Consider the following 7,395-nt stretch of genomic DNA (forward strand, 5'->3'; position numbering starts at 1 on the left):
TGATCAATGCATTCTGGGTGGTGTGAACGCCAAGGGCTACATCACAACATAGAATATTATGATACTTTTTTTACATACAATTTCAGTGATTTGAGAAAGTCGGAGCACCAAACAACGCTGTTTCTGTGCATAGGCACCTTATTTCTCCGGTTTTCGCGGCATAAAAACCCCACATTACCGAGCTTTTTGAACGTGAGACTGCAATATCAACAAAGCTTTCAGGCGCCAATAAGCGACATGGTTGTCTTCATATTTTTTAGCATGCGCTGATACCAGTTTAGGATCAGATACTATTTCCGCACACAGTTTTGGCGGCGAGAAAATGTCTTCTGATCGATGTTCTATGGCACAGCCATCAATGGGTGCACCGGGAACTAATCGACGCTGCTCGCTCAGAGCAAACGCCGATGTTCCAACGTATATGGTTTTCCTTTATTGTGGAAAGGTGACCTGAAGCTTCACATCATTTTCCCGTGCTTCGACTGCTCGATCAAAGCCACGAATGCTGTCTTCAAAAGGCAATGTAGCCGTTATCAGCGGCTTGAGATCAACTTTTCCCGAAGCAATTAACGCGATGGCGCGGTCATAGACATTTGCATAACGGAAAACTGTCTCAAGGCGCAACTCGCGGGCCTGAAGCCCGACAATATCCACCGGCACAGGATCAACCGGCATGCCGACAAGCACAATCGCGCCTCCTGGTCGCGCCAAGCTTGCCATATTGAGAATGGCAGATGCGGCACCAGAACATTCGAAAACCAGATCGCAACCCCAGCCATCGGTATGGTCTGCGATGGCTTCCGCAAGACCGCGTTCTCGAATATTTACTGCCACAATACCGTCATAGGCAGCGATGATATCCAGTTTGGGCTGGGCCAGATCGGCGACGATCACTTTTGCGCAACCTCCGGCAAGTGCCGCCAGCGCTACCATCATGCCAATGGGACCTGCCCCGGTAACAACAGCCACATCGCCGGGCTGAATGCGTGCACGCAAGGCCGCCTGCATCCCAATGGCAAAAGGCTCGACCATTGCACCCTCACCAAATGAAACATGATCCGGCAGCTTATAGGTGAAGGCAGCGGGATGGATCACTTCCGGCACAAGGCAGCCATGAACGGGTGGCGTCGCCCAGAAACGAACGGCCGGGTCCACATTATAGATACCGAGTTTCGATGCGCGCGAGGTCGGATCAGGAATGCCCGGCTCCATGCAGACACGGTCACCCACAGCAAGATTTGTTACATCTTCACCCACTTCAATTACGGTTCCCGATGCTTCATGACCAAGAACCATCGGTTCGTTGACTATGAAATGACCGATACGCCCATGAGTGTAATAGTGCACATCTGATCCGCATATGCCGACTGTGTGAATCTTGATGCGCACATCCTTGCGTCCAAGCGTCATCGGCATATCGAATTCTCTAAGCGAGAGCTTTCCCTTTTCTTCGAGAACAAGTGCTTTCAAAGCTTCCTCCTGAGCGTCTACTGGAACATGCGCGCTATGAAAGGGTAATTTTGTAGAAAGTAAAGTCGACGTATGAGCAAAGTGGAATCTTTGAGTTTGGCGCGCAAAAACCTATCAGCAGAATAGAAAAGGCGTATAGGTCCTGGGATTTGAATGACGATCCAGAGGGATTTACATCCGAATCGCAAAACAGTCATGAACGCCCTTGTTGCGATCGACGACAATGGCTTTGAGGCTTTTTTAGCCTGATGAAATTATGCGATAGAACCCGCAACAGCTGGCTCGCTATCACCGTTCGCCATGCTTCAAATAGTTGGTCATACCCTCTCGTACTCGACGAAAGAGCACTATGGCTCATTTTCTATCTGTTTGTGTTTAATTAAAGAAACATAGAGTGCAGGCAGGAAAACCAGTGTCAAAAGCGTTGCAACAAGTAGCCCTCCCATAATCGCGAATGCCATGGGTCCCCAGAAAACCGTGGGCGCAATAGGAATCATGCCCAGCACAGTGGAGACTGCCGTTAACATGATCGGTGTGAAGCGAGCTGAAGATGCGTCGAGGACAGCCTCCTCAATGGGCTTGCCGGCTTTCCTTTCCGCCTCAATCTGCCCAATCAAGATCACTGCATTCTTGATGATCATTCCGATAAGCGCGAGCACGCCCAGAATGGCAACAAAACCCAACGGGCGACCGGATACGAGCAACGCAAGAACCACCCCGATCAGACCGAGCGGGGCCACACTGACGACCAGCAGTGTCAGTGAAAAGCGCCGCAGCTGGAACATGAGAACGACAAACATTATCAAGATCATGGCAGGGACAACGGCCTTCACTGAAGCAAGTGACGCAGCACTTTCCTCGACAGTTCCGCCAATTTCGATGTGATAATCCGGCGGCAGATTGTGTTCCAAATCCGCAATCGCTGGCGCTAACTGCTGAACAACCGTTTCGGGTAGAGCACCTGCGGCGATATCGGCCTGAACGGTCAAACTTGGGGTTCTGTTACGCCGCCACACAAGCGGATAGGTCTGTTCGTACTCAAAACTCGCAAATTGACTAAGTGGCACGGTTCGACCATCCCGCACCGGCACCTGAATAGTTCGTAACGTATCAAGCGAGACACGCTGTTCATCTGTTGCGCGCAAAACGACATTGACCAGATAGATGCCATCTCGCACCTGCGTAACCGGTGCGCCCGTCACCACCGTATTCAGCACACGACCAATCGTTTCGGTAGACAATCCCAGCAATCGGGCCTTGTCCTGATCAATCTGAATACGAATTTCGCGTGAGGGCACCGCCCACTGGTAATTGACGGTTTTGGTCAAAGGATTTTTAGCAATAACCTCGGCCAATTGATAAGAAATATCTCGTATTTGGCTTAAATCTGGCCCAAGCACGCGGTACTGAATTGGCCACCCAACCGGCGGTCCAAGTTCCAGTGGTGAAACTCGGCTGACAATATTTGGAAAGTCCTCTTCAAGCAGTTTTGTCAGCTTTTCCTCTAACCGAATACGGGCGTCCACATCTTTGGCAACGACAACAGCCTGACCAAAAAAGTCGTTGGGAAGCTTTGCATCCAATGGCAGATAAAAGCGAACGGCACCGCTTCCAACATAGCCACTCCATCGTTCGACGTCTGGATCATCTTTTAATATGGCGTCCAAGCGCTGCATTGCACGCTCGGTCGCGTATATCGATGCGTTTTGTGGCAACTCGAGATCAACAAGAAGCTCGGGCCTGTCTGATGAAGGGAAAAACTGACGCGGGATGAGCGGCAAAAGCAGAAGCGAAATAATAAACAAGCCCAGCGTGAGCGCGATTGTGATCCACTTCCCCTTGAGGGCAATTGAAAGAAAATGCCGATAAGATCGCATGACACGGCTGGGTTCACGCCCGGTCTTTATTGGCGCCTTGAGCACATAGAGCCCTATGAGTGGCGCAAAGACGACGGCAACAAACCAGGACACCACAAGCGCGATACTCACCACAGCGAACAGGCTGAACGTGTATTCACCCGCTGAACTCGCTGCAAAGCCGATCGGTACAAAGCCTGCTATTGTTACAAGTGTGCCGGCAAGCATCGCAAAAGCATAAGTCTTGAAGGCATAAACCGCCGCGATTTCCTTTGTCTCTCCTATGGCCAGTCTGCCCAATGTTGCATCGGTTGTCGTCATGGCATCATCGACCATCAGGGCCAATGCAATGATCAAGGCTCCGAGCGATATGCGTTGCATGTCAATGTTGAACAGCCACATGATGGCAAAAACAGCAGCGAGCGTCAGCGGGATTGTGATGGCGACCATCAGCCCCGCACGGATCCCGAGAGCGATAAAGCTGACAATGAGTATAATGACGACCGCCTGTCCAAGGGACGTCATAAACTCGCCTATGGCACTACGTACCGTAACCGACTGATCCGCCACCAGATGCGGCTCAATTCCATGCGGCAAACTCGCGGTGATTTTTTGCATTTCGGCATTGATATTCTGCCCAAGCCGGAGAATGTCACCACCTTCACGCATGGCAATTGCCATGCCAATTCCCGGCTCGCCATTTACGCGAAACATTGGTTTCGGAGGATCAGAATAGCCGCGTGTAACAGTTGCGATATCTGCCAGCCTTATCATGCGGCCATTCACGGCAAAGTTGATATTTGCAATGTCCTGTTCCGTTCCAAATCCACCGGAAACATCGATCGCTAGATTCTCATCGCCAGTGATAATGGTGCCAGAAGGCTGCACGACGTTCTGCGCTCGCAAGGCTGCAATCAATGCCGAGCGATCTATGCCAAGATTTGCCAGCTCCCGCATCGAAAACTCAACGAATATTTGTTCGTCCTGCTCTCCAAGCAGCTCTATTTTTGCGACATCTGGCACTTTAAGCAATTGAGAACGGGCGCTTTCGACATAGTCGCGCAGCTGACGGTGCGTAAATCCATCGGCTGTAAACCCGTATATCAAGCCGAAAGTATCGCCGAACTCATCATTAAAACCCGGCCCCACGACGCCTTGAGGTAACGTGTGACGCATATCAGCGACACGCTTACGCACCACATACCACGTATTTTCGACCTCCTTGGCACTCGCGCTGCCATCAAGATTGACGAATATGGTGGCGACACCCGGACGCGTAAAACTGCGAACATTATCAAGGTGCGGCGTCTCTTGCAGCGTTCGCTCAAGTCGCTCGGTTACTTGCTGCAATGTATCAGTCATGTTGGCGCCCGGCCAAGCCGCCTGCACAACCATTGTTTTGATAACAAAGGACGGGTCTTCTGCGCGTCCGAGACGGCTATAAGCAAACAAGCCTGCACCCAGAACGACCATCATCAGAAAGATGACAAGTTGCCGCTCGCGAACAGCCCATGCGGAAAGATTGAAACGCATTATTCACCCGCCGAATTGAGCAAACGGACCTTCTGTCCAGGATACAAAGCCTGCACGCCTGCGGTAACGACAATATCGCCAGCACTCAAACCAGAGGCTACCCCAACGGAAACATTACCAAAGCGGCCAATCTCAATATTCTGTAAGGCAACCGTATTCGTTTCGGGATTCAACACCCATACTGCTGGTGCATTGTTCACCGCAGTCAGTGCAGTGGCTGGAATTTCAATCATGGCATAATTCTCAATGGTCACTTGCCCATTGATAGTCGAGCCAAGGCGCATCGCATCCGGCGCATTATCAAGACCAACCCGAACACGGAATGTACGGGTAATCGGATCTGCTTGCGGCGCAACTTCACGCACGCGCCCTGTAGCTTTGATCGATGGATCATCCGCAAGCGAGACAGTAATAACGGAATCCGGCGCAGCTTCCCTAAGTACCGATGCAGGTACATCAAATACGCCATCTCGCCCGTCCTGGCGCGCGAGTTGCACGATCATTTGTCCTGCCTGAACAATTTCACCGGGTTCAGCACCGCGCGCCGTCACAGTGCCAGGAGCGTCAGCAATCAGGTTTGTATAACCAAGATTATCCTCGGCGATTTTCACCTGCGCCTGTGCGCTGTCAACGCTCGACAAGGCAGTATCCATTGCAGAGCGCGCGGCATCGTGACTGGAACGCGTCGTGAAACCATTGCGAAGCAACTGATCTTGACGGTTAAAAGCATTTCTTGACATTACGAGCTGGCTTTCCGCCGCAGCCAGCGCCGCCCGAGCAGAGCGAAGTGTATTCATCGCATTTTGTGAGTCCAAACGTGCGATGACTTGCCCCGCCGTGACCCTGTCGCCAATATTAACAGCGCGTTCTATCATTCGTCCCGATACGCGAAACGCCATAGACGCCTCATCCTGCGCCTGTATTTGACCGGTGAATGTTGATGTTTGCCCAGCTGCGCCGCGCTCAACCGTCGTCACTCGAACAGGTCTTACTTGGGAGGGCGTCTGTTCAGGCTCTTGCGAGCAGCCAGCAAGCAAGACAGCAGCTGAAACCAGCGCGATACGAGCCGATAATGCCGCTCTGCCTTCAAATACTGAATGTCGGCGAACAGAGTTATTTGAAATCCCCACAACCACTTCCTTAATCCGCTTCATCGTGCCTCTAACTCTGCTATAGCTCATGTCGACCCACCAAGATTGACGCGAAAAGTATCCACGGTGCCACGTAGTCAACGGATCGCAAACGGGGCCGAACCTAGGAGCCAATGCCGTCTGGTCGTCAATTCATGCTTTTCGCGTACTGAATGCGCTTCCAAGATAAGCAATCCCTGCAATCAAAAGAGCGATCCCGGCAATTGAACCAGACGGAAGACTCTTTGTCAGCGGCAATTTAAGAACAAGAATAACACTCGCGGTGAGTGCAATAAATCCAGAAAGCGTGAACCACCACCAACCACTCTCCGATCTGATTTTCAGGGACATTGCAACTTGCAGGAAACCATGGACGAGCAAGACGATGGCTATCAGAAGCGTAATGGCGAGCGCACCTTTGAGTGGATTGAGATAAATCATGACGCCGCCAACCAGCTCGACCGCCCCTGAAAGCTCCTGCCAGACAAAGCCAGACCAGCTTTTTATCCAAAGCGACTGAATGATCTTGACGCCCCCAATCCCCATGAGCACAACGCCAAAAATTGTGCTGGCGGCAAACTCAGAGAACACCGGCAGCCATAAACACAGAGCGCCCCCCGATATCAGAAGGATACCCAACGCCATAAAACCCACCCATTTTCGCTGTTCAGCGATTTTGCGGTTCATTTTCAACAGCTGCTGATCATCCATTGGTATAACCCAGAATCCAAAAACGTCTCTTCATAATCCTTTAAGGCGTAATCCTTTGAAGACAAGAAAGAATACAATTCTTTCCAATTATAAAAGTCAGGCAATGTGCAGATCATTGTGCAGGCAGATGGTTTTCTTCTTCCAGCTTTGCCCAGCTCGTTGATACAATATTTAACCGCAAGCTCAACTGCGTCACCACCCCCTCGACCATGCGGTCCCCCTCTTTGCCCGCAAAAAGCGTTGTTTCCACCTCCACATCATTGCTTCCCTCCAGTCGATGACTTCGGATGGCGTGAAAGCGCAATTTTCGCTGATCAATGGCCTGAACGAGCAACGCGCGCACAGAAATCTCGCTCTCGACGGGGCAACGAAACTTCACGAGATAAAACTGTTCGGTTTCCGGAGCCACAAAGGAATAGCGGTCTACCAGCACTGTGATTTTAGGCAGCGAAAGGTTCAGACATACGATGAAGAATGTAGTTTCTAGAGCGAGAAGCCATAGCCCATAACCAGTCAGAACGCCGACCGCACCGGTACTCCATACGGTGGCAGCTGTGCTCAATCCCCTAATACTGGCACCATCCTTGATGATAAGTCCCGCCCCAAGGAAGCCGATCCCTGTCACGACCTGAGCGCCAACTCTAAGGTCATTCTCGATACCGAGGGCATTGGGGAGAGATGCATAAGCGGCAGCG

5 protein-coding genes are annotated in these 7,395 nt (G+C 51.4%); all 5 read right to left on the minus strand.

Annotated features, from left to right (window positions below; translation table 11 throughout):
• Positions 1–432: 432 nt before the first annotated feature.
• A complete protein-coding gene (locus tag ABE530_RS07130) occupies positions 433–1,470 on the minus strand; it encodes an NAD(P)-dependent alcohol dehydrogenase (RefSeq protein ID WP_499694084.1) in 1,038 nt (345 codons plus the stop codon).
• Between the two features lie 347 nt (positions 1,471–1,817).
• A complete protein-coding gene (locus ABE530_RS07135) occupies positions 1,818–4,859 on the minus strand; it encodes an efflux RND transporter permease subunit (protein WP_499694085.1) in 3,042 nt (1,013 codons plus the stop codon).
• Positions 4,859–6,040: an efflux RND transporter periplasmic adaptor subunit gene (locus ABE530_RS07140; RefSeq protein WP_499694086.1), complete on the minus strand. Its 1,182-nt coding sequence runs from the start codon at positions 6,038–6,040 to the stop codon at positions 4,859–4,861. Before ABE530_RS07140 ends, ABE530_RS07135 begins: the two co-directional genes overlap by 1 nt.
• A gap of 102 nt (positions 6,041–6,142) precedes the next feature.
• Positions 6,143–6,700, minus strand: coding sequence for an HdeD family acid-resistance protein (locus ABE530_RS07145; RefSeq protein WP_499694087.1), 558 nt, complete (start codon positions 6,698–6,700; stop codon positions 6,143–6,145).
• Positions 6,701–6,812: 112 nt separating this feature from the next.
• A partial coding sequence (locus ABE530_RS07150; protein ID WP_499694088.1) for an MgtC/SapB family protein occupies positions 6,813–7,395 on the minus strand: 583 nt, incomplete at its 5' end.

Origin of the sequence: Brucella sp. TWI559, from assembly GCF_039674265.1 — a bacterium.
Taxonomy (GTDB): Bacteria; Pseudomonadota; Alphaproteobacteria; order Rhizobiales; family Rhizobiaceae; genus Brucella; species Brucella chromiisoli.

Bases quoted from the DNA above. Each gene is read 5' to 3' on its own strand.
- ABE530_RS07135 (WP_499694085.1), bottom strand. From the start codon at position 4,859: ATGCGTTTCAATCTTTCCGCATGGGCTGTTCGCGAGCGGCAACTTGTC.
- ABE530_RS07140 (WP_499694086.1), bottom strand. From the start codon at position 6,040: ATGAGCTATAGCAGAGTTAGAGGCACGATGAAGCGGATTAAGGAAGTG.
- ABE530_RS07145 (WP_499694087.1), bottom strand. From the start codon at position 6,700: ATGGATGATCAGCAGCTGTTGAAAATGAACCGCAAAATCGCTGAACAG.